The following is a 20,243-nucleotide window of genomic DNA, read 5'->3' as shown; positions in this document are numbered from 1 at the left end:
CGTCATCGAGTGGCGTACGGATCGTCGGGATCGACGATCTCGTCGCTGGCCCAACCGATGTAGCGTCGGGCTGACGATTCGACGACCTCACGCGCGTTCTCGTCGACGACGACGCCGAAAGCGTCGTACAACCGGTCGAAGGACAGTGCCGTGACCCGGCCGACGATCTGACGAACGAGCCTCGGCGACAACGGGATCATGTTCGGGTAGCTCCGCATGAACGTCACCATGCCCGGTTGCGCGACACCTTTGATGGTGTCGCCGGTCAGCAGCGCTCCCCGACCGTCCGCGGCGTGCGGCAGGTGCAGCACTGCGCTGCCCGGAAAGTGCCCGCCGCACTGGACGAGTCGAACATCGCCGAGGACCTCTGCCTCACCCGACCAGAACTTCGCGACCGGGTCGGGTCGGGTCAGCCATCGGCGATCGACGTCGTTGTAGAAGACCGGCACCCCGCCGAAATGGTGGCTGATGGACACACTGGCGCCGTAGAGGTGCGGGTGACTGGCTGCGATTGCGTTGACACCGCCGTGTAGGTCCAACCAGTCCATGAGGGCCGGGCCGATGAAACCTGATGGCTCCCAGAGGATGTTGCCCTCCGGGGTGGTCACCAGGAATCCCTGCTGACCGATACCGACCGACGGTCTCAGCGACAACCGGACGAGGCCGGGCTCAACCTCCGTGACGTCAAGAGCGTTGTCGGCGTTCTCGTCGAGCCGGGTCCACTGCTGCCCGCTCGTAGGCAACCATTGGCGGTCGTCGTCACAGATCGGACAGACCTCGGGAAGGTCCGCGTCGGGGGCGAACTCGTTTGCGCAGAAAACACACATCCACGACTGCATACTTCGACGCTAACCCCCGTCCCCGTCATCGGGCGCGAGTTTTGGCCGGATATGGCCCGTCGGATCGAGGCGAACCCGCACTCTACCAGTACCTACCGACAGAATTCCTCGGCGAAATCTTCGCCGACAATCGTTGCAGTGCTCGGGTTTCGGGCGTACTATCGAACATACATTCGCACTATCGGTTCAGGGGGTGGCCGCCATGTCCGACACATCGCTGGGCAATCCGGACGCCGCTGAACCGTCCGGCGCCGTCGCTGTTATCGACCGGATCCACTCCCTCATCGACGAGCTGCAGACGATGAACCTCACCGGATGCTCGCACGACGAACTCGTCGATGTCGCTGCTGAGACCGAACGGGCAATCGCCCGAATGACTTTCGCCGGCGACCGACAGATCGTCGAGATCGCCGACCGCGATCTGCCCCACAAGACCGGGCATCGCAGTATCACCGCGTTCATGACCCACCGCCTACGCGTGGCCGACCCCATGCGCCGCACCAAACAACGCCACGCAACCGCCACCCACCTCAGCCCCACCGGCGAACCACTCGAACCCGAACACCCCGCTCTGGCAGAAGCATTGGCAGACGGCCACGTCAGCACCTCCCACGTCCGGGCAGTACTCGACGTCCTCGACCAGATCCCCCACGCCATCGACCACGACATCAAAGTCGCCGCAGAACGGCAAATGGCCGAGATCGCCGTCGACCACACCCCCGCCGACATCACCGCCCTCGGCTCGCGCCTACTGGCTCACCTCGACCCCGACGGCACACTCGCCGACGACACCGATCGCAAACGCCGCCGCAACCTGTGCGTCAATCGCCAGCGCGCCGACGGCACCGCCAAGATGACCGCCAATCTGACTCCGGAGCTTCTCGCCCGGGTCACGATGCTGCTCGCCGTGTGGGCCAAACCCGGCATGAACAACCCCGACGACCCCGACTCCCCACACGGATCGATCGAAGACGCCGACCCCGAAGCGGTGGCTGCTGCGGCCGAACGCGATGACCGCACCCCCGCCCAGCTCAATCACGACGCGTTCAACGCACTGCTCAAAGCTGTCGTCGAAGACGGCCTCCTGGGTAAGAGTCACCGCGGGTTACCGACCCAGCTGATCATCAAAGCCGACCTCAACGACTTGGTCCGCGAAGCCGGGTTCGCCACCACCGCCACCGGCACCCTCATTCCCATCCCCGAGCTCATCGACATGGCCGCCGACGCTCAGCCCTGGTTGGCGGTGTTCAAAGACGCCACCGCAGTCCCGCTGTACTTCGGACGCGGCAAACGCCTCGCGACCCGCGAACAACGATTGGTGTCCTTCGCCCGACCCGACGGCCAAAACTGCTCCACCCCCGGCTGCGACCTCGCCGCCGCACACCTGGAAATGCATCACGCCCAACTCGATTGGGCAGCAGGTGGACTCACCGACATCACCGACCTCGCCCCCGCCTGCCCGAAACACAACCGCATGGTCGGGAACCAGGCAGGCCAGTACACCACCCGCATGGTGCGTGAAGGACCCGACGAAGGCCGCTGCGCCTGGCGGCTCAACGCCGAACCCGGCGCACCACCCAACCCCGAACACATCAACCGGCGACCCGACATACCCCGCCGATTCACCGAACACCTCCAACAAGTGCGCGACGAAATCCACGGACCCGACACCGAGTCCGGCGATGAAACACGCCTTCAGCTACGCGAGGTCATCGACCTACGCAACGCCTCCGACGCCGAAGCCACCCTCGCCTCGATCCTCCTCGCCGCGGCGTACCCGCGCTGATCACGATTCTCGAGGGATGGTCACCACCCTTCGTGGCTCGTCGACTTCGATACGCTCCTTCGTCGCTACTCAGCCCAGCGGCTACGCTCCTCGCACCTCAGGGAGCGAGGAGTGCACCTCCGCGTCGCTACTCAGCCCAGTGGCTGACACAGCGAGCCTCGAAGGGCCGGTGAACCGGCCGTCGTGAAGGTCGAAAGGGTCCGCTCGCTGAGGAGCGCCCGGATCCCGACTGCCGAACCTCAACTCGACCGGCAGACGTCGATCGAAGTCTGCCGGTCGGGTTGACGTCGACCGGTAGTCAGGTGGGCGAAGTTGTCTCACCAGCCCTTCGAGGCTCGCTGCGCTCGCACCTCAGGGAGCAATGGACGACGCGCGCAACCACACTCGCACCTCGGGGAGGGAGGGGGCCGCGTCGCCACTCAGCCCGGCGGCTTGCGCTCCTCGCACCTCAGGGGATAGGGGCCGGGACGGGCGGGATGCCCTCGGCCGGAGCACCTTCGACGGGCGGAGCCGGCGGGTAGACCCGGTCGTTGACGCGGTAGATGACGGCCTCGCCCTGGCGGAAGACCTCGGTCAGTCCGGGAGCGCCGTTTTCGCGCAGTTCGAGGAACGGGTCGCCCTGGTGGCCGTTCTCCGGGTCGGGCCGGCCGCGCTGGAACTCCCAGTAGCTCGTCGGGGAGTCGATCACGTAGTGCACGTTCATGTCCCGGACGATCTGGTCGATCGCGGGGTCGGCGCCGATCTTCGCGACGCCCCAGAAGAGGTCGCGCTGCCGGTCGGAGAATTCGTTGGCCCGGTAGAACGGGAACATCGGGGTGACGCCGGTGACCGGGTACAACCAGCCGGTGCCCTGATCGAGGTTGTTCAGGACGAGCACGTCCTGCGCATCAGGCTGCGATGCCAGCCAGGCGTAGGCGGCGAGGTCGTCGGGGCCGACGTACTTGCCGCCGCGTTCCTTCGAGGCGATCTGTGCGTTCGGCGGGTAGCGGACCACTGCGGCGCCGGCGATCAGCGCGAGCAGCACCACGTAGGTCGCCGCGACCAGCCAGCCCGGGCGCCCGGTGCCCACGGCGGACTTCTCGTCGGACTGACCGAACCGCCGCCCGAGGACGCCGATCAGCGCGACCACCGCCACGCCGATCGCGACACCCGCGGCCGCTGCCGAGAAGATCGCGACGACGAAGGTGAGTCGGTGCGGCGAGTTATAGAAGTAGCCGCCGATCGCGCCGAACGGGTAGGACAGCGGACCCAGCGACACCACCGAGTTGGTCGTCACCAGCGCGAAGACCAACCAGACGGCGAGTCCCGCCCAGCAGCGCAGCCAGGCCAGCACGCCGAGACCGAGAACCGTCACGATGATCAGCGGCCAGATCGGGAAGTGGTTGAGCTCCAGCGGGATCGTGCCGTTGAACGCGCCCTGCGCCAGGCCGCGCAGAACCCCGATTCCTTCCTCGCGGAAGTCGAAGAACGGGAGTTCGTTGGTGTCGGCGACCCGAATCGTGCCGATTACCACGGGGAAGATGAGGATCATCGTGAGCACGGCGGTGACGGCGAGTGTCGCGAGATCGGCGAGGCGACTCGTCGCCGGACGCCACAGTCCCTCGCACAGCCACCACAGTCCGACGATGACACCGACGAGGATCAGGCCGGAAGGATGCGTTGCCGTCACGCCTGCCACGGCCAGCGCCGCGGGCGCCACCCGCGATCGATCCCGGACGACGCTGAGAACCAGGACCGCCGCGACCGGAGCCAAGCTCACGCCGACGGCGTTGGGCACCGAGGTCAGCTGCACCTCGACATACGGGAGCGACGGGAACAGCGCGGAGACAGCGGCGGCGGTGCCGGCGATGAGCGCAGAATTGTCGACGTCGTAGCGATGACGGGCGAACCAGTAGGCCAACGACGCAACACCCAGCGGGACCGTGACAGCCAGCACCGCAGGCGAATACGTGTTGTAGAGCTCGACGGGGTTCGCGCCGGTCAGCGGGAACAGCAAAGCGCCCAGTGCGTGCCACGTGTTCGGGTAGTAGTTGAACCCCTGGGTGTCGTAGTTCATCAGCTCGCCCATGCGCATGGCCGAACCGACACCCGTCTCGTCGATCCACCGCAGGGAACTGGCATGCCACAACGAGTCCCACACCTGCGAGATGTTGTTCAGGCCCGCGAAGGCGGTCTTGGCCACCGGTCGGATGCAGGTGATCGCGATGATGAGTCCACCGAGTCCGAGGCCTGCCGCCGCGCGCAGGATCGCGGTGCGCCCGACGCGTAGCTCATCGGTGTCCGCCGGTGCCGGCGCGAGGCGACGCCCGATTCCGGTGCCGAGCAGGCGCGAGTACAGCCAGGCACCGACGAGCGCCAGGACCAGCCCGACGAGCGCCGAGACCGCGTTCCATTCGAAGCCGACCGCCGAGTACAGGACGGTGAGGATGGAGACCAGGGCGAAGGTGATGGCGGGTCCGGCCGCGAACGCCACCGGCCACGGCAGGTTCATCCGCCGACCCACGAAGGCGCCCGGGAGAATCAGGACCAGCGCGGACACGATCACGACCCACGCAGCCAGCACCATCACCCCGCGCCTTTCCACACTCGCTCGTCACACCCCGCGGTGGGACCCGCTTCCGCTCCCTGGCGAGCCCCGACCAAACACTCAGCAGGGTACCCGGCGTCGTCTCAGTGCGACTGTCCGGTGACGACGCCCTCGGCGCGCATCGGCTGCTCGACCGCCACCGGCCGGACCTCCGGGCGATGCCTGGTGTGCCCCGACGCGGCGACCGCGAGGCAAGCCAGCGCGGCGATCGCACCGAACAGGAACATCTCGGTGTAGGTGATCGAGGTCCAGGTCTCGGTGATCCACGCGAGGAGCGCGGGGACGGCGAACCCCAGGTAGGTGACGCTGTAGAAGACGGCGGTCAGGCCGGCGAGGTCGTCGGGCCCGGCGATGCGCTGCACCTCGAGAAGGCCGGCAATCAGCGCCATGCCGTAGCCGCAACCCAGCAGCGTCGCGGCGACCAGGGACAGCCACACCGTCAGCACGTGCGCGGCCAGCGCGGCGACCAGCATGCCCGCGACGAGGGTCGTGAGGGCGACGACCACGCCGCGCGAGCTCCCCGGCACGTCGATGCGTCGGCCCACCGACTGGATACCGAATCCGGCACCGAGTCCCAGGACACAACACAATGCCGCGAACGCGATCGGCGCGCCGGAGGTCCGTGCCGACATCAGCGCCGGGATGATCGCGTACGCCGACGCGGCGGCACCGAAGACCCACGGCGCGACCGGCAGGACGACAAACATGAACCGCCGGTGACCGGCAGCCGGGATACGCAGATCGTCGACCAGACGGCCAGGCGTCGAACTGCGGAATCGCGTCTCCGGCACGACCATCAGAAGGGCTCCCGCGCACACCGCGATGGCGATGTTCACCAGGTACGGCAGCACATGCGGCCACGGACCCCACTGGGCGAGCACGCCGGCGACGCCCGCGCCGATACCGAATCCCGCGGTCAGGCTCATCGCCGCGCGTCCTGCGCCGGCGCCTGCCCGCGCACCGTCGCGGTCGGACAGTTCCTTGATCCAGCTGCCGCCGACGGCCATCGACAGGCCCAGGGCGATGCCGCTGCAGATGCGCCCCGCGGTCAGCAGGGTCACCGACTGCGAACCCGCGGCCAACAGCACCGAACCCAGCGCGGCGAACACCGGCGCAGGCAGCATGAGCGGCCGTCGACCGAAGCGGTCCGACAGCGGCCCACCGATCAGCAGCGCGGGCACGATGCCCAGCACGTAGGCGAACAGCAGGGCGTCGACGACGACCGGCGACAGATCGGTGATCTGTCGGTATAGGACCAGCAGCGGGGTGAACTCGTTGCCGCCCCACGCGGTCGCGAAGACGGCCAGCGAGACGGCGGGCCATCCGAAGCGGTTGCGGTTGTCGGTCATGCGGGTTCTCCCGAGAGGTCGTGGACACCGGCGAGGTGCCCTGCCAAGAGGTGTTCGAAACGGTCGGCGTCCGCGGATTCGATGGCGCCGAGGAGGTCGAGGTGATCGGTGAGAATGCGCGTCGCCACCGCGGCGTCGCGGTGCACCGAGGCGATCGTCATGCGTCGATGGCGCTCCCCCAACGTCGTGTAGAAGTCGGCGAGGAGCGGATTGTCGCCGGCCGCTGCGATGAGCTGGTGGAACTCGGCGTCGAGGCGCGAGAACTCGGCCGCGCCGGTGGCGTCGGCGCGTCGATGGGCGTCGAGGTTGTCGCGGAGGCGTGCCACCAGCTCGGCGACGGCGGCGGGCCGGGACGTGACCGATCGGACGGCATGTCCTTCGAGGAGACGCCGAGCGTCGACGACGTCGCGTTTCTCGCGGTCGCCGATCGGCACCACGAGCGCTCCCCGTTTCGGGTAGAGCCGCATCCATCCCTCGGTCTCGAGACGCAGGAACGCCTCACGCACGGGGGTGCGGCTGACCGAGCACTTCGAGGCGATCTCACCTTCGCTGATGAGCTCACCGCCGGCGATCTCATTTGTGAGGATCTGCTCTTTGACCTCGGCATATACACGCTCAGCAGCGGATTCGGCAGAGGTATGCGACATAGACACAAGTTGTACCTTACCATTGTCCGATGAAGCCGTCACCAGCGCCGACCCGCCTTCCAGAACGGTCCCAAGCAGTGAGACACTTAATGCGGCCGTAACGAGCGTCACCCGCGCTCGAGCGCCCGATTCGCGTCCGCCGAGCTACCCGCCCCGGCGTCGATGCGTATCTCGATAGCTCGCGGGCAGCGTGGCCGGCGAGACGATGCAACCCGCGTTTCGCGGGATTCAGGAGGACCCGACCGTGACAAGCACGGAGGACACACGTATGGGCGAGACGCCGTTCACCGAACCGACCATTGCCGATCTGCCTATCACCGACGACGAGATCTTCTTGGCGCATGCCGGCGGCAAACTGTCGGTCGAACTGCGGGCGCCCATCGACACCCAGCGCGACCTGTCGATCGCCTACACCCCGGGTGTCGCCCAGGTGTCGCGCGCGATCGACACCGACGCCACCCTGGTGAACAAGTACACCTGGACCGACCGTCTGGTGGCCGTGGTGAGCGACGGATCGGCCGTGCTCGGCCTCGGTGACATCGGCCCGCGTGCGTCGCTGCCGGTCATGGAGGGCAAGTCCGCACTGTTCCGCAGCTTCGCCGGACTCAACTCGATCCCGATCGTTCTCGACACCAAGGACCCCGACGAGATCGTCGAGACCCTCATCCGTCTGCGTCCGAGCTTCGGTGCGGTCAACCTCGAGGACATCTCGGCACCGCGCTGCTTCGAGATCGAGCGTCGCGTCATCGAGGCCCTCGACTGCCCGGTCATGCACGACGACCAGCACGGCACCGCGATCGTGGTTCTCGCCGCCCTCAAGGGCGCCGTCACCCACCTCGGCCGTGACATCACCACCCTGCGCGTCGTCATCTCCGGCGCCGGCGCCGCGGGCGTCGCATGTGCCAACATCCTGCTCGCCGTCGGCATCGCCGACGTCATCGTGCTCGACTCGAAGGGCATCGTCTCCGAGGGCCGCGACGGTCTGAACGAGTCGAAGGCCGACCTGGCGACGCGCACCAACCCGCGCGGCCTGACCGGCGGTGCGGTGGAGGCACTCGACGGCGCCGACGTCTTCATCGGCGTCTCGGCCGGCCTCATCCCCGAGGAGATCATCGCGTCGATGAGCGACGACGCGATCGTGTTCGCGCTGTCGAACCCCGATCCGGAGATCCACCCCGAGGTCGCCGCCAAGTACGCGGCCGTCGTCGCAACGGGACGCAGCGACTTCCCGAATCAGATCAACAACGTGCTCGCCTTCCCGGGCGTCTTCAAGGGCGCACTCGACGCGGGCGCACGCCGGATCAGCGAGGGCATGAAGATCGCTGCGGCAGACGCGATCTTCTCGGTGGCGTCTGATGACCTGCGTGCCGATCGCATCGTGCCGAGCCCGCTCGACGACCGGGTCGCACCGGCCGTCGCGGCCGCGGTCGCCAAGGCGGCGCAGGACGAGGGTCTCTGCTCGTAAGATTCTGTGTCACAAGCCGGTTCGATCTCCTCGATCGAACCGGCTTGTTTCATTCCAAGTGTTTCAGTCCCGTCCCTGCCAGGTGCACAGGCAGATCTCGTTGCCCTCGGGGTCGGCGAGAATCCACCACGCCGGCGCGAATTCGTCCGATAGTAGTTGCCCACCGGCGGTGATCGCCGCCTGCAGTCGTTCGTGTACCTCGTCATGCGGTAGGCAGAGGTCGAAGTGGATTCGGTTACGTTGCGGGCGAGGCTCATCCATCTGCTGGAACCACACCGACGGCAACCGCCCGGCCGGGTCGGCGAGCTCCGCGAGTTCCTTGTCGTTCCCGTCGGAGTAACCCAGGACCGCCTGCCAGAACGGACGGATCGCCCAGATGTCCATGGCGTCGATCGCCAGTTCGATCTTCGTTACCGGGTCCACGAGTTTCTCGAGCGCCATCTCGGCGGCGATCCCGGTGATCCGGTTTGCCAGGGCCACATCAGCTTCGGTCAGCTGATGCGCGCTGTGTGTCGTGAGGGTGAGATGCACTGAGCCGTACCGCAGGTCGACGTCGGGATGATGGTTGGCTTCCTCTGCCGCGTCGACGATCTTGGTGACGAACTCGAGCCCCCGCACCATCGACCCGGTGCGGTAGGCGGCCACGAGTTTGTCGGCGACGACGCGCCACGGGTCGGCAACGACCTCGGTGGCTTGCTTGGCAGTGAGCGGTGCACGCGTGGACCCGGTCATACTGCCCCATGCTGCACCTTCGGGACCTGTTCCGAAAGGGCCCGGTTTCACAGAGTGCGGCCTGAGTGCCGTTCTCCAGCCCTCAGGCCGCACTCTTGAATCGTGTCAGCGTCGGTTCGATGTCGCTGCTGCGAGTTTCGCGATGGACTCGATCGTTGCCGGCAAGAACCCGCGGCGGGCGTCCTCGTCGAGCGCGGTCCCGGCGCCGAGGACTGGGTCGTAGTCGAGGCCGATCACCGTGCCGACCGACCCGGACACCACGCCGACGAGCATGTCCGCGAGGCCCGTCTGTTGCTGTACCGGCAGCTGGGAGTCGATCACGACGACGGTGTTCTCGAGTACGCCGGCGCGGTCCCACTCCGTGAAGATGACCCGTGCCCGGTTGAGCAGGTCTGGGCGCGGACTGATCACGAGGACCGGCGTGAGGTTCGGGAGGTCGTCTTCGGCGAGTTCGGGCAGCAGCGTCAACGGGTGCGCACCGGCGTCGATCACCGGCACTGCTCCCTGACGCCACACCTCCACAACGGCGTCGGTGACCGCCGCCTCGTCGGGCGGCAACCACAAGCCGGTGCCCGACGCGGTGCGAAGCAACTCCTCGTTGCCGGTCCCGCGGAGGCGGAGCTCTATGTCGCAGTCGTTGCCGGAAGCGTCGACCCACCACGAGAGCAGGCCGAGACTCGACGCAGCACGATGTTCGGCGAGGAGGGCCGACACGACAGACGTGCCGACCCCACCGGCGGTTCCACAGACGACGACGGCCCGCTCATCCCAGATCTGCGGGTCGCCGACGCGAGGTGTTGTCGAAGCAGTCATCGGTCCTTATGGAACCAGAAGATCACCGCCGCACCCCAATGACTGTGGCACGTCGACCGGAAGCTTCGGCGCAGAGCCCTGACCGTCATGGACGCGAAGGAGCCGGAGCACCCGGCGCCACATCAGACGGACTCGTACCACCCTGACCCGGCGCCGAATCCGACGGATCAGTACCACCCTGCTCCGGAACAGCAAACGCTGCACCAGCACCCGCAGTGATCGACACCGCCACCACAGCAGACGTCACCGACAAAACCGGGCCACTCGGCGCCCGACGCCTACGATGCCGACCTCGACTCTGGGTCACCGCTGCGCTACCTCTCCCACCGAACTTCACTAGTCAACCCGGATTGCGGCGCGCCCTACGGAACGAGCACGTAGGCGCCACCGTTGTATCCCTGCCGCACGCGCACGGGACTGTTTACTGAGTAGGTCGTCAAACCGATAGACGCGGGACCTGATCCCGTGGCGACTTCCCAAACCTTCTTCTCACCCCTACGAGGACCGAACGAAGCGGTGACCCACTTCTCCCGACCAAACCCTGCGGAGCCGTTGTAGAGCGTGTTAATTCGCATGCGACAGTTTGGGTTTCGCTTCCAAGTTGCCCCAATTCCTGTGAACCCGAGAGAGGTAACAGTCACCCGCACGACACCGCGCTTTTTCGGCGGCGCGTCGACATCGACTCTCAAGACACCATGACAAAAGGAGTGGTCGCCGAACGTCCCGAAGGAAGTCGACGCAGGAAAGTGAGGTATTGGGGCTGCGGACGCCTGCCCCGCCCCGACCAAGCTTGCAGTCGCAGCAATTGCAGACGCCGCCGCGGCCACTGCCAATCTCTTCATATCTTCGCTCCGCCTCTCTCTATGCGCTGATTTGACTCAGGAAGCGTCCGTCAGGCTTCGTGAGTGCCGAACCAATGGCCGCCCGAACTACCGTGCGCTTTCCGCCGGCCAGAGAACCTCGCTACCCGGGATCGCCTTCTTCAAGCTGTCTGATTGCGCCCTGGTCCAGTCTCGAACAGACTTTTCTGCCCCCGGACCTAGAACCGCGTACGGTGCTCCCGCCTGTTCACCTGACCACTTGTACGTGGTTGTACCGACCTTTGCGTTCACGTCACCGCGACTGTTGACCACGTAGCCAACGGCCGGCAGACCAGACTCACGAGCCTCATCTGCAGACAGATGGAACTCGAACTGATTCGGGCCCTCGACTTCCGGCGCCGCATGGCGCGGACCATCGTTCTTCCACGGCTCATCCGGATTTGCACCCGGATCGCCGGCACCCAGCGAGTAGGCGAGAAGACCACCCGCGGTGCCGCCAATAGCGAAACCGATCGCCGCACCCGCTGCAGCACCACCGACACCGCCAACTCCCGCGCCGATCAAAGCGCCAACACCCGCCCCGTACGGCACCTCGACACCCAAAGTAGGAATACCGAGTATGAGTGCCCGTGCCGCCGCGCCGACACCTGCACCACCAACGGCACCAACCACCGCCGCCGGAATACCAAGCGCCACAGCACCAGCCGTACCACCAGCCATCACACCGATGATCGTCGCAGCAGCACGGCGACTCGCCTCATCCTCGGGCACACCCACCGAGATCAAACCCTGAGCGATCTTCGCCTCGCCATACGCCGACCACGCATTGATCGAATTGACGTCCTTCGACGACAACCCCTGCGGAATGTCGGTCACGAAGTTACCCACACGAATCTTGTCCGGCGGCGGCGCAATCGGACGCACCGGCGGAGCAACCCGCGGCGCAACAGGATTGGTGATCGCCGACGAATACGGCTGCTCGTAACTCTGCGACAACGACTCGTCATACGACTGATACGGCGCCTCCACCGGCGGACCCGGAATCGAACCCGGACCCGGCACAACAACAGGCCGCACCACCGTCTCACCCGGAGCCGGAGCACCCGGCGCCACATCAGACGGACTCGTACCACCCTGACCCGGCGCCGAATCCGCCGGATCAGTACCACCCTGCTCCGGAACAGCAAACGCCGCACCCGCACCAGCAGTGATCGACACCGCCACCACAGCAGACGTCACCGACAAAACCGGACCACTCGGCGCCCGACGCCTACGATGCCGACCTCGACTCTGGGTCATCTCGGAACTACCTTTCTGCGCCATCCGAATGACTTACGGCCTGAACTCATTCGACGGACCTGATGGACTGGATGAAGGTCTTGCCACCCGCCGTGGACGTGCGGATGACCTGGCGATAAGTGATGGGAGCCGCGTCGGGCTGCAGCTCGGTGAGCACCACGGAGTACTCATTGGGAGCCCGTTCGGTGATCTTCAGACAGTGCCGCGTACCGATCGGGCGCTGATCGATGTACTGCTGCATCACGTACTCGGAGGCGACCGCACCCGGGGCCGCCACGGCGCGCGCGGCTTTCGCCGAGCGCAGCACGTAGTAGCCGTGATTGAACGCGCGGATGGCGCCCGGGCCGGACTCCTGGTCGCCCTTCTCGTCGTCGTTGGACACCGTGGTCCCCGACCCGACGGGTCGCTGCACACAAGCCGGGTGACTGGCGACGCCCGACGTCGACGGAGCCTCGGTCGGTGCAGTGGACTCCGTTGTCGAATCCGCGGCGACCGCGGGCCGGTCGGAACCGCCACCGGCGAGCGAAATCGAGACGACGACTGTGGCCACAATCACAAGAATCGCGGCTGTCGCACCCACGATTCGCGGTCCCGAACCCAGGAATCGACGCCAGCCGGGAGCGGTGCCGGACAACGTTTTTCGCTTCGCGCGGAACGACTTCTCGGCCTCCGCGAGAAAGGAATCCAGGTCCGACGACGGCTTCTCCGGAACCTCGAGAGCGGGTGGCACGACCGTCGGCGTCAACGGCTCGACAGGCGGGGCCGGAGCGTCGAGAACTGCCGCAGCGGTGCCGCCGACAGTGCCGTGAACTGCGTCGACAGAACGAAATCTGGCGAGGTGAGCGGCCAGATCGACGGCCGGTGTCGCGCCGGAGGACGGCCACGCGGGAATGTCGGGGAACCACAGGGACTGCGGACGCTGCAACACCATGAGACCCCCTCCCCCCGGCTGGTGATCGTCGTCGTCAGTTGTGCACGCGACGACACGACACCAAAGGAAGATCCCCCTGACGCCGGCATTGCCGTCGCTGATCTCGGGTTACCCTACAACAGCTCTCAGCAACATCTCAGACGTCCTCCACAGGCACGACAGGCGGTCGTCCCGACTCCCTGCGCGCCCGCAGCGCCGTCGTTACGGTCGGAGATGTGCTTCTCACAGCCGCTGTGGCGCGCGGGGTCGCCGACGGTTCCGTCGACCTCGCCTTCGACGCTGGGGACATCCCCGCATCCGCCCCGGGTCGAGCTTCATCGCACTGACCCCGCACAGATCACCTCAGAAGAAGCCCGCCGAGCCGGCTACCAGAACGTCGACGAGCTACGGGTGACGCTGTGCGTCAACACCCACGATCCGACCTACCGGATCGGCCTCCGTTGCATCGGCGAGGACCCGCGGATCGCACTGCGCGCCGACGACGATCTCTCCGACGACGACGTCGCCGACATCGGTTCGCGGCTCGATCGAATGGACACCTGCTCCAAGATCGGCCCGTGGACCCGCGCCACCCTCGAGGTCATCGGCCGTCGACCCGGCGTCGTATCTACCGAGCTCTCAGCCGAACTCGGCAGGGAACGAGCAGGTTTCAAGAACGACGTAGCCAAGCTGAAAAACTGGGACTGACCGAGAGCCTCGAAGTGGGCTATGCACTTTCTCCGCGCGGCGTCGAATTCCTCCGTCGGGGGCTGTCGCTAATCTAGCGTAAGTGGTTTTGATCGCCCCCGGCGTGGGGCAGGAGGAATCACGACGATGACCGACACAATCGGGGGCGTGGATGCCCCAGTGGCAGGACCGGTTCAGACCGGTCAGGAACACGATGTCACCGCCGCGGACGCGGTGCGTGAGCTCACCAAGGCCGAGCAGGCCTTGGTGAGCGATCTGGTACGTAGCTCACGTGCACAGGGCGTGGCACTGACCGGTCCTGACGGGCTGCTCAAGGCGTTGACCAAGAGCGTGCTCGAAGCCGCGCTCGATGAGGAGATGACCGAGCATCTGGGCTATGACAAACATGACGTGGCCGGCCGGAACACCGGCAATTCACGCAATGGCACGCGTACGAAACGGGTGCTGACCGACGCGTGCGGGCAGGTGCCGATCGAGGTGCCCCGCGACCGCAACGGCACTTTCGATCCGGTGATCGTCGGTAAGAGCAAACGACGCGTCACCGATGTGGATCGGGTAGTGCTGGCGCTGTATGTGTAGACGAACCCTTCCAGGGTCCAGCAGTAGGTAAAGTCAGCCGGCCCACATGATCGCGCCGCGCTTCTCGTCGATGTGTACTCGCGCCGAATCCTTGGATGGCGGGTGACGACAAGCAAGACGACACCGTTGGTGACCAGCGTTCTCGAGCAAGCATTGTTCGCCCGACGAAGAGCCGACTTCTCGTTTACCGCAACAGGATTGGTGTACCACAGCGATGCGGGCAGTCAGTACACAGCGCTGGCGTCTACCGAGGCGCTACGCGACTCCGGCCTCGCCGTATCGATCGGCTCGGTCGGCGATGCACTCGACAGCGCGTTGATGGAATCAGCGATCGGGTTGTACAAGACCGAACCGATCGAGCGCCAGCGATCGTGGACCGGCCGCGGCGAGGTCGAGCGCGAGACCACCTCGTGGGTGCATTGGTCCAACACCGAGCGGCTGCACTCAGCGATCGGCTACTGCCCGCCCATCGAGTACGAGACGCGCAACTGTGAGACGGTCGCCTCCGAAGCGGAGGTGGCCTAAACCAGGACTCCATCCGATCCAGGACGGTTCAATCCTGCACCGACGTGACATTGAACATCCCGCCCGATGCCGGACACTGCTCGAACATCTCACCCCGCCGGAAAGCCCTGTGGAACCGAATCTCTCGGCGGAGCAAGCGGTTCGCCCCTAACGGGGCTAGTACCGCAGTGGCCTTTCCTGGCAGCCAGGTCTAGCTCGCTGGCCCGGTCTCAGTCCGCCGTGGCGTAATGAGTGTGCTGCGACAGACGCACGTACCTCGGAGACATTGCGCGGGCGCAGTGATTGCGGCAAGAATCCGTCACGCGCCAGCAGTGCGGCGAGTTCCAGCGACCACGGAGCCGCGAGCCGGGCGGCCGCCAGGAGCGACGCATCGCCGAGCAGCTCGCCGGGATCACCTTGGCGGACTGTGCCGCCCTCAACGATCGCAACCGACGACGCCCAGTCCAACGCCAGAGCGGCATCGTGGGTGGAGAGGACCACCGTGGTGTGACTCTCCTCGAGCCGTTCAAGTGCCTGGAACATCTCGGCCACCCCGGCAGGGTCCAGGCCAGCAGTGGGTTCATCGAGGAGCAACACACAGGGCCGCATCGCCATCGCACCGGCAATCGTGACGCGTTTGCGTTCCCCGTACGACAGTTCATGAGTCGGCCGGTCGGCCAGATCGGTGATCGACAGCAGCCGCATCGCCTCGTCGACCCGCTCCAGGATCTCGTCGGTATTCAATCCCAAATTCGCGGGCCCGAAGGCGATGTCGTGTCTGACATCCGCCGAGAACAGCTGATCATCCGGATTCTGCAGAACCAATTGCACATTCTGACGGTGAGTGCGCAGCCCTGCCCTGCCGTACTTGATGGGGGTGTGGTCAAGACTGACCGTCCCGCGCGACGGCCGCAGCGATCCGGCCAGTATTCGGAGCAGCGTTGTCTTTCCCGATCCGTTGGCACCCAGCAGTGCCACCCGTGACCGTGGTGCCACCTCGATATCGACGTCGATCAGCGCCTCGCTCGCACCGTGATATGCGAACGCCACATGCTCGGCGCTCAGCGATCTATGGCTCATGCCATCCTCCACGAAACTGATAGTGCGACAACAACAATAAGAACGGATACCGCGCCGAGGATGAACTGTCGGCTCACCGGCTGTCGGTACAGAACAGGCATACCGATGCCCTGGTCGCGACCCGCCAATCCGGTTTCCAGCCGTTGTGCCTGAGTCCAAGACCGAATTAGCACAGCCGCGGTCAGTAGGCCCGCAGAGTTGAGTGATCGGCGGAATCCTACATAGCCCAGTCGCGCGACCTGCGCCTGCCGGATCGTTGCCAGCGACTCCACCAGCACGAACACCATGCGATACATGATCCCGATGACGTCGACACAGGCCGCCGGCAGCCCCGCCCGCCGTAGCGCCGTCGTCAACGTGGTCATCGGTGTCGTGGAGGCGAAGACGAGCATCGCCAGCGACGCCGTCATCGCACGCAGTGCGAGTTCAGCTGCACCCGAAGCCGTTTCTGCGGTCATCGATACCGTCCGAGCGCCGAAATCGATCGAGACCGCAGTCGAGAGCGCCGCGATCGCAATGAAGGTCGCAGGTCCTCGGACGGTACGGAATACGTGCGCAAACGGAACCCCGGCTCGTCGCGCGGCGATCAGGGTCACCACGATCAACAGTGGCGCCGCCGGAATCGGGGGAAGCACCACCGCACATCCGACGATCCCGCCGAAGAGAATGACCTTCTCTGCGACCGACCGGCGGCGCCACGGCGACCTCCACGCAACGCTGTCGATGGCGGCGGTGCCGGCACTCATGTCCGGTCAACCTCGCCAGCGCTCGCGGCCATGGCGTCGACATCACCGGCCAGTGCATTCGCCTCACGTTCAGGGCGCCGGCGCTGCCACATCGCGCCCAGTGCGAAGCCGAACGCTCCCGCACCGAGGGCGGCCTGCAGCGCGAACAGTCCTGATTCGATCTCACCGGATCCGGGGGTGAAGACCGGCGAGAACCATGGCTTGTAGTCAGGATTGCTCTCCTCGATGTGCTCGGTGGCCAGGGAATCGCTACCGACGAACGCCTCATCCTCCGGGGCGTTCCGGTTAAGGAACATCGACAGAGCGAAGATCACGACAATCGCGCCGATGATCAGTGCGGTGACCGGAACTTTCCTGTTACGCAACATGGATGGTCTCCTTGGCCGGGACTGGGCTGTCTTGCGCGGTCCGGTTGGTCAAAACTCCCAGACGCAGCAACTCCGGCCGTGCCACCTTCCGCAGGACGTTGAAGATCAGGATCCCGACGAGGCCTTCGATGATGGCCAGCGGAATCTGAGTGACCGCGAAGACACCCAGGAACTTCACCACCGAACCGATCACACCGCCGGTCGCATCGGGGAAGGCAATGCCGAGCTGAACAGAGGTAACGCAGTATGTCGAGAGATTCGCGATCGCCATTGCGAAGAATATCCCGACACTGAAGGGTGCCTTCAACTTTCGGCTCAACTGCCATACCACGTACCCCGCCCACGGACCAACGATGGCCATCGAGAACGCGTTGGCACCCAAGGTGGTGATACCGCCGTGCGCGAGCAGCAGCGCCTGGAACAGGAGTACCACCGTTCCCAGGAAGGCCATCACCGGCGGCCTAAAGAGCACCGCACCCAACCCGGTTCCGGTGGGATGGCTCGAGCTACCGGTCACCGACGGAAGTTTGATTGCGGACAGGACGAAGGTAAATGCCCCTGCCGCCCCAAGCAACAGCCGCGATTCGGGATGCTCACGTACCTCGCGCACGACGGCCACGGCACCGTGGACGACGAACGGTGCGGCTACAGCCGCCCAACACGCCGCCTGGATCGGCGGCAAGAAGCCTTCGGCAATATGCACTGGGTCATTCCTCTGCTGTATGAGACGGGTCGGTTACGAGAACTCAGACACCATCATCGGTTGGTCGGAGATAGTCCTCCACTTGCTGTTGCATCGACTGCACCGTCTCGACGTCCACTCCGAGCGCCGAACCGATCTCGGCGGCACTAAGTCCGTGAACATGTGCTGCCACATGTATGTTGCGCAATTCGGTCGGCATCTGGATCAGCCGGGCGGCGAGCTGTTCCCAGGAACACTGCTGTGCTCGCCAGTCGCCGTCCGGGTCGGCGATGAGCGGTTCGGCAAGGGCCGCGATACGTCCCGCGTAAGGCAGTCCCTGGTAACGAAACACCCGGGGTCGGGCCAGCATCGAGACCACCACCTGCATGGCCACCGCTTCCGCAATCGTCCGGTCACCCAGCCGGTGGGTAACCATGTACCGCACCGAATCACGGGTGTCATTCAGGCGCAATATCCAGGCTAAATAGTCGTCTTGCCAACCACTTTCGGACTCCACTGCCCTCCTGCACAAGAATTCTGGGGCCAGGACCGGTCGGTCCGCTCGGTTCGCACACCCACACGCGCCGAGCGGACCGCCCCGGGCCCCGGTTATGGCGTCGGCACCACCGTGGCGACCGAGGCTGCCATCACTTCGTTGGTGTACTCGACAGCGGTGGCCGGCAGCGCTGCGCCCGCCATCTCGTCGACACCGATATGGGTGTTCCACCCGGGCGATCCCGCGAGGGCCTTGCCCATCGTGGCCTCGAACTGATCGGATGGCTCCGAGAGCACGATGCCGAGTTCGAGCAGCCAACTGCTGAGGCCGATCCGCTCACTGGCAGGTACCGCGTCATAGAGCTTCTTGGCCTCGGCGAACGCCGTCAGGTCCGCCTTCGCCACACCCGGCACGATGATGTTGGAGTACACCGTCAACTCGTCGAAGAACTCGCCTTCGGTGGTCCGCAGCGAGCCGTCCTCACCCGGCAGCAGGTATTGCGACAGAGTCGATTCGAGCTTGGCCTGCAGGGTCGCGTTCCACTTGGTACGGGCCGCGAAGGTATGTGCTTCCACATACTCTGTCGCGAAGCCCTCGCGAATACCCATCCACTGCGGGACATACCCGATCCAGTCGCTGATCGCACTACGCCACTTGCTGATCGGCTCGCCCGGCAGTACCTCCACACCGGGATGCATGAGCTTGGCGACGTTGAACACGGTGAAGTTGCGCGGCCCGAAACTGACTCGCTCATGTGGTGCACCGGTGAAACCGGCCGGACGCAGAACGCGGAAGATCTCGCGACCGTAGTCGTGAACGACGTAGCGGGCGAACGAGTCGTCGACGAACTTGTTCGTGACGTGCAGCGCCTGCTGATGTCGGATCTCGGGGAGCACACCCTTCTTGATTGTGGTGTACCGGTACAGACGCTCCCACGACTGCTCCTGGGTGACCGCCAAGAATCCGCCGGTAAACGGATTCTTGTACATGTCACCCCACACCGAGGTGATCTTTTCGTTCTTCGTCTCATCGAGCATGCAGTCGATCTCGTTGAGAGTGGTGTAAACCGATGCGCCACGCTGGTATTCAGGATCTCCCGAACACGGCATGAAACCGACCCCGATGACCGGCACGCGACGGCCGAGCGCACCGGTGCTCAGGTGGCGGGCGAGGTCAACAACCATTCCGCTGCCCGTGCCGCCACCAACACCGAAGGCAACAAGGACCAGGCATGGCAGGCCGGTCTGGTCGATACTGTCGGCAAATGCCTCCAGTTCGCTATGGAGCGGGCGTTCGCCGTCGTAGTACGCACGGCCATAGATCGCCTTCGCCAAGGATCGGGACACATGTTCGTCGGAGGACGGAACCTCCAGTTGGCCGACGTAGTTCTTCTCGGTGGTCGGCGTCTTGGTGGCATCCAACCACGAGGCGAATCCGCTGTCGTCCTGACCTTTCCAACTGAACCGCGGAAACTCCTGGCCAAGGAACTCGGGGAAGCGAGCCATGCTCTGCTCGAGATCCGCGGCATCGGGGATGTCCAGGGCCACAGTCCGAATCTGCGCGCGGTCCCGGGGAATCCCACGATCATCAAGGCGTGCGTAGAACGAGTCAGCGTACTGGCGCATCTGACGCATGTCGCCCTCGCCGATATCGATCGCCAATGCGGTGAACCGAGCGCGCGGATCATCGAGCATGTCCTCGATCTCACCGGTGCGCAGCAGCGCGTCGATGAGCTGGGCGCCGGCCTTACCGAGGCCGACAACATTGATACAGTGCGGCGCCTGTTTTCCGCTTGCACTGTGGTACATGGATAGTGCCATGGTGGTAGTTCA

The 20,243-nt window shown here is 65.4% G+C and carries 16 protein-coding genes and 3 pseudogenes; 5 read left to right on the top strand and 14 right to left on the bottom strand.

Annotation, left to right across the window (positions count from 1 at the left end; translation table 11 throughout):
• Positions 1-2: 2 nt before the first annotated feature.
• Positions 3-839 carry a hydrolase gene (locus M1L58_RS03990; RefSeq protein WP_248657907.1) on the bottom strand — a complete coding sequence of 279 codons (837 nt, stop codon included), beginning with the start codon at positions 837-839 and terminating at the stop codon, positions 3-5.
• A gap of 202 nt (positions 840-1,041) precedes the next feature.
• Here M1L58_RS03990 and M1L58_RS03985 point away from each other — a divergent pair, with 202 nt between their 5' ends.
• The gene (locus tag M1L58_RS03985) at positions 1,042-2,625 is read left to right on the top strand and encodes an HNH endonuclease signature motif containing protein (protein WP_248657906.1); all 1,584 of its coding nucleotides are present in this window, start codon (positions 1,042-1,044) and stop codon (positions 2,623-2,625) included.
• Positions 2,626-3,073: 448 nt separating this feature from the next.
• Here the strand turns inward: M1L58_RS03985 and M1L58_RS03980 are convergent, their stop codons facing one another.
• From M1L58_RS03980 to M1L58_RS03970, 3 genes are all read right to left on the bottom strand, one after another.
• On the bottom strand, positions 3,074-5,191 hold the full coding sequence (locus tag M1L58_RS03980) for a DUF6541 family protein (RefSeq protein WP_248657905.1): 2,118 nt from the start codon (positions 5,189-5,191) through the stop codon (positions 3,074-3,076).
• Between the two features lie 104 nt (positions 5,192-5,295).
• On the bottom strand, positions 5,296-6,561 hold the full coding sequence (locus M1L58_RS03975; RefSeq protein WP_248657904.1) for an MFS transporter: 1,266 nt from the start codon (positions 6,559-6,561) through the stop codon (positions 5,296-5,298).
• Positions 6,558-7,208 (bottom strand): GntR family transcriptional regulator, encoded by a 651-nt coding sequence (locus M1L58_RS03970; protein WP_248657903.1) that lies wholly within the window; start codon positions 7,206-7,208, stop codon positions 6,558-6,560. Before M1L58_RS03970 ends, M1L58_RS03975 begins: the two co-directional genes overlap by 4 nt.
• A gap of 268 nt (positions 7,209-7,476) precedes the next feature.
• Here M1L58_RS03970 and M1L58_RS03965 point away from each other — a divergent pair, with 268 nt between their 5' ends.
• Positions 7,477-8,673 carry an NAD(P)-dependent malic enzyme gene (locus tag M1L58_RS03965; protein WP_248658048.1) on the top strand — a complete coding sequence of 399 codons (1,197 nt, stop codon included), beginning with the start codon at positions 7,477-7,479 and terminating at the stop codon, positions 8,671-8,673.
• Between the two features lie 63 nt (positions 8,674-8,736).
• Here the strand turns inward: M1L58_RS03965 and M1L58_RS03960 are convergent, their stop codons facing one another.
• From M1L58_RS03960 to M1L58_RS03935, 4 genes are all read right to left on the bottom strand, one after another.
• On the bottom strand, positions 8,737-9,405 hold the full coding sequence (locus tag M1L58_RS03960) for a VOC family protein (protein WP_248657902.1): 669 nt from the start codon (positions 9,403-9,405) through the stop codon (positions 8,737-8,739).
• 105 nt (positions 9,406-9,510) lie between these two features.
• A complete protein-coding gene (locus M1L58_RS03955) occupies positions 9,511-10,218 on the bottom strand; it encodes a hypothetical protein (RefSeq protein WP_248657901.1) in 708 nt (235 codons plus the stop codon).
• Positions 10,219-11,147: 929 nt separating this feature from the next.
• Positions 11,148-12,263: a hypothetical protein gene (locus M1L58_RS03940; protein WP_374112657.1), complete on the bottom strand. Its 1,116-nt coding sequence runs from the start codon at positions 12,261-12,263 to the stop codon at positions 11,148-11,150.
• 121 nt (positions 12,264-12,384) lie between these two features.
• The gene (locus M1L58_RS03935) at positions 12,385-13,269 is read right to left on the bottom strand and encodes a hypothetical protein (protein WP_248657898.1); all 885 of its coding nucleotides are present in this window, start codon (positions 13,267-13,269) and stop codon (positions 12,385-12,387) included.
• Between the two features lie 215 nt (positions 13,270-13,484).
• On the opposite strand from M1L58_RS03935, the pseudogene M1L58_RS03930 reads away from it, so the two are divergent.
• The 3 pseudogenes from M1L58_RS03930 to M1L58_RS03920 form a co-directional block, all read left to right on the top strand.
• Positions 13,485-14,033: pseudogene (locus M1L58_RS03930) on the top strand (hypothetical protein).
• Between the two features lie 49 nt (positions 14,034-14,082).
• Positions 14,083-14,529: pseudogene (locus M1L58_RS03925) on the top strand (transposase); the annotation flags it as partial.
• A 63-nt stretch (positions 14,530-14,592) separates the two neighbouring features.
• Positions 14,593-15,060, top strand: a pseudogene (locus M1L58_RS03920) (transposase); the annotation flags it as partial.
• A 156-nt stretch (positions 15,061-15,216) separates the two neighbouring features.
• Here M1L58_RS03920 and M1L58_RS03915 read toward each other — a convergent pair.
• From M1L58_RS03915 to M1L58_RS03890, 6 genes are all read right to left on the bottom strand, one after another.
• Complete coding sequence (locus M1L58_RS03915; protein ID WP_248657897.1) at positions 15,217-16,131, bottom strand: energy-coupling factor ABC transporter ATP-binding protein; 915 nt, start codon at positions 16,129-16,131, stop codon at positions 15,217-15,219.
• Positions 16,116-16,865 (bottom strand): cobalt ECF transporter T component CbiQ, encoded by a 750-nt coding sequence (gene cbiQ, locus M1L58_RS03910; RefSeq protein WP_248657896.1) that lies wholly within the window; start codon positions 16,863-16,865, stop codon positions 16,116-16,118. The genes M1L58_RS03915 and cbiQ overlap by 16 nt, the downstream gene beginning before the upstream one ends.
• Complete coding sequence (locus M1L58_RS03905) at positions 16,862-17,233, bottom strand: energy-coupling factor ABC transporter substrate-binding protein (protein WP_282578315.1); 372 nt, start codon at positions 17,231-17,233, stop codon at positions 16,862-16,864. Before M1L58_RS03905 ends, cbiQ begins: the two co-directional genes overlap by 4 nt.
• Positions 17,223-17,936 (bottom strand): energy-coupling factor ABC transporter permease, encoded by a 714-nt coding sequence (locus M1L58_RS03900; protein WP_248657895.1) that lies wholly within the window; start codon positions 17,934-17,936, stop codon positions 17,223-17,225. The genes M1L58_RS03905 and M1L58_RS03900 overlap by 11 nt, the downstream gene beginning before the upstream one ends.
• 43 nt (positions 17,937-17,979) lie before the next feature.
• A complete protein-coding gene (locus M1L58_RS03895; RefSeq protein ID WP_248657894.1) occupies positions 17,980-18,432 on the bottom strand; it encodes a hypothetical protein in 453 nt (150 codons plus the stop codon).
• Positions 18,433-18,524: 92 nt separating this feature from the next.
• On the bottom strand, positions 18,525-20,231 hold the full coding sequence (locus tag M1L58_RS03890) for a tubulin-like doman-containing protein (RefSeq protein ID WP_248657893.1): 1,707 nt from the start codon (positions 20,229-20,231) through the stop codon (positions 18,525-18,527).
• Between the last annotated feature and the right edge of the window lie 12 nt (positions 20,232-20,243).

This window comes from Gordonia sp. C13, from assembly GCF_023218005.1.
GTDB lineage: Bacteria > Actinomycetota > Actinomycetes > Mycobacteriales > Mycobacteriaceae > Gordonia > Gordonia namibiensis.
The sequence above is the reverse complement of the archived record's forward strand: the minus strand, read 5'-3'. Positions and strand labels throughout refer to the sequence as shown.